The sequence below is a fragment of the Bacillus sp. PSXD-155 genome, assembly GCF_049310765.1.
Classification (GTDB): Bacteria; Bacillota; Bacilli; order Bacillales; family Bacillaceae_G; genus Bacillus_A; species Bacillus_A cereus.
Map to the genome: position 1 here is coordinate 1 of NZ_JBMOWC010000118.1, position 3,434 is coordinate 3,434.

Here is a 3,434-nt window from a genome sequence, read left to right on the forward strand (position 1 = left end):
AACTTTTAATAAAAAATAAAATCTCAATTTAAAAATATTAACTAAAATACAATTGAACACCAAATACATCTTTATTACTTGTATAATAAACTTAGAGAGGAAAATTCATATATAGAAAGGATTTATTCATGAGCACTATAGAAAAGATTCAAACTTTTATTATTCTTTTTGCTGTTACATGCGGCATCGTACTCGGACAATTTAATATGATACATACGTATTCAGACCAGTTTATTGTCCCCTTCTTATTTTTCATGCTATATGGATTATTCCTCAGCATCCCATTAAAAGAAATAAAAAACGGATTTCGTAATTTAAAATTTGCTGGAACAAGTCTTACTATTAACTTCTTATGGACACCTTTACTCGCTTGGGGATTAGGAGCACTATTTCTTTCAGATCATCCAGCACTTTGGGTTGGATTTATAATGTTAATGGTTACTCCATGCACAGATTGGTACTTAATCTTTACTGAAATAGCGAAAGGAAATGTAGCACTTTCTACTGCAATTTTACCTGTAAATTTAATTTTGCAAGTACTACTCCTTCCAATTTATTTATTTTTATTTGCTGGTGTCATGAAAACTGTAGCGGTTTCTGTTTTAGTAGAAAGTATTGTTATCGTAATCGTCTTACCATTTATACTTGCACACGCTACAAAATTCATTATGAATAAAATGAAAAAAGCTGAAACTCTCGAGAATAAACTCATTCCGTTTTTCAGCTCTGCTCAAATTGTATTTTTAAGTTTAGCAATAGTAGCGATGTTTGCATCACAAGGTAAATATTTACTTCAAAATATGAATGTCGTTTTATTATTACTCGTTCCTGTTCTATTGTTCTTCATCATTAATTTCTTACTAGGACAATTTATCGGGCGCATCATGCATTTATCTTACAAAGATACAGTAAGTCTAAGCTTAACAACGTTAGCAAGAAACTCACCTGTTGCACTCGCTATCGCTGTAACAGCTTTTCCAGACGAGCCTCTTATCGCACTTGCACTCGTTATTGGACCGTTGATTGAGTTACCGGTACTAGCTTTTGTTTCACAAGTTTTGTTGCTTATTAAGAAAAAACGGCAATACGCATAATAAAAAACGTCCCATTTTGGGACGTTTTTTATTATGGAAAGATTACATACAACACTTATTTCTTATTTATCAATACAAATGAAATTACCGAAACTACAAACTTAATAATACCAATTATAAAATGATCGGCTCTAAAAATTTTATATGTTATAGAGAATTAACTTTTCGTTACATTAACAGATCCTTTCTAATTAAAAATGATAGGAAACGTATATATAACGAAAGCTGCCCAAAGTCCGTATATTGGCAAATACTTCGTAACGGCATCTTGGATAGCTTTTGGTCCTGATTTATTTTGCAAGAAACGCATATAGGCAAACATAATCCAAATGAGATTTGCCCAAATCACTACGTTTACTCCTAAAACAGCAAGTCTATTAGGCGTAATCCCGTAAGAAGAAAGTCTAAATACTATGGCTGACAATGCGACAGTGTCAATAATAAGCGCCAGAACAATTAAGGAAAAATTTATATAATCTGAAATATTCTTTTTCTCGTCCGAGTCACTTTCAACGATAGAAAATATGGTAACAGCCAATACAACAAGGAGGATTCCGTTGAAGGCCATTAGGAAATTGCGATCCAAGAACGGATTTTTCCCGACCCAAATTACCGTTATAAGATAGATAAGCAACGTGATCAGGACGAGAGGACTAAAAATTTTAGATATGTATGGTGTAATATTTTTAGCAAACTTAAGATTCATTGATACTAAGTATGCAGCCACAATAGCGAGAGCCGCTGCTCCAAATAAAACAACATTACTAAAATAGAATTCTCCTATATCTAAGTCAACAAAGCTAAATAAACGCATGGTGAATACTGCTAGTATCATTCCGCTCACTGCCATGCTCCCGTAGAGAAGACAATATTCTAAATTAAATTTAATATAGGCTAATCTTGTACTGCCTTTTAAATATTCATTTCCTGTAAACGCAAGCCCTACTAAGACCCATAAAAATATAGGAAGATGTAAATAAGCAAGGATGGTACTGTCTTTATAATTTACTGGCAACGTATTAAGATACATCCCGGAAATTAGGAACAACGCTACAAGGGAATAAATAATACTTTTTTTGGGAGTATTATTGTAAACAAAATAAGCAGCAATAAAGGGAATTACACCAAAAGCCAAGTTAATTGGAGCAATTGCTTCCTGCTCAACAAAGTGGAAAATGATCCTGGTGCTTATGCCGGCCAGAATAGCTAAAAGGCCCATGAATAAGAAACCTTTTTGAAACAAAGATGTTTTTTCTTTATTTACTTTCTCCTTGAAATGCAACCTTTCATACCAAGCACCTAGAACCTGAGAATCAGGGTTTTGGTCCCATGCTTGTGAGAATGCTTTTTTAAAAGCTTTCGGATCTTTTCTATACATCTTCTCCAACTCATGGGGGTTATCCATATTTTTAACAATCAAATTGTTAATATTCATAGTTATACCTCCTCTAATTTTAAAAATAAGGTTGTTACCTTTTAACAAAAGCACCTCACTCATTTATTATGATTTTGATTTTAATACAAAATTTATCGTTTTACAATAAAAAATTATTATTTAAAGGATTTTTTTTATCGTTAAATTTTAAATAAAAGAAAAAAATAAAAGAGCATGACAGTTTTATGTCTGAAGTGACCCCTAAAAGTTAGACACGGTTATTTCATTAGGCAGCTTGATAAAAGTGAGTCCGGTATTGTACTGGGCTCATTTTTAATTTTGCCTTAATCCGTTTCGTATTATAATAATCTATATATTTTTCTAATTCTATTTTAAAGTGCTCTACATTTTCAAATTCTTTTATGTAGAGGAACTCCGACTTCATAATCCCAAAGAAATTTTCTATTACTGCGTTGTCGTAACAGTTGCCTTTTCGAGACATACTCTGGACGATAGCTCTTGATTCAAGTGTCCGGACGTACTGTCTCATTTGATAATGCCATCCTTGATCCGAATGCATCAGTAGCTGGTGGGTTTCAGGTAAACGTTCCAATGCTTTCTCTAACATGCCTGAAACAAGCGAATACGTCGGTCTAGAACCAATTGTATAGGTAATAATTTCACCATTATACAAATCTAATACAGGTGATACATACAGTTTTTCTCCAAACAATTTAAACTCTGTGATGTCTGTTACCCACTTTTGATTCGGTGCATCTGTATGAAAATTACGCTCTAAAATATTAGGTGCAATTCTACCGACTTTTCCTTTATAGGATTTATATTTCTTCATACGCACAACACACTTTAACCCAAGCTCTTTCATAATGCGCTGAACCTTCTTGTGGTTCACTTTCTGGCCACGATTCGTTAATTCATCACGAATGCGACGGTAACCATAACGA

3 protein-coding genes are annotated in these 3,434 nt (G+C 33.2%); 1 reads left to right on the plus strand and 2 read right to left on the minus strand.

Annotation, left to right across the window (positions count from 1 at the left end; genetic code table 11):
• Positions 1–128 precede the first annotated feature (128 nt).
• Entirely contained in the window at positions 129–1,094 is a 966-nt protein-coding gene (locus ACO6VI_RS32825; protein WP_000103823.1) for an arsenic resistance protein, read from the plus strand.
• 187 nt (positions 1,095–1,281) lie between these two features.
• Here the strand turns inward: ACO6VI_RS32825 and ACO6VI_RS32830 are convergent, their stop codons facing one another.
• Positions 1,282–2,529 (minus strand): DUF4153 domain-containing protein, encoded by a 1,248-nt coding sequence (locus ACO6VI_RS32830; protein WP_088020853.1) that lies wholly within the window; start codon positions 2,527–2,529, stop codon positions 1,282–1,284.
• Positions 2,530–2,755: 226 nt separating this feature from the next.
• The coding region (locus tag ACO6VI_RS32835) for an IS3 family transposase (RefSeq protein WP_422423579.1) at positions 2,756–3,434 on the minus strand (679 nt) is incomplete at its 5' end.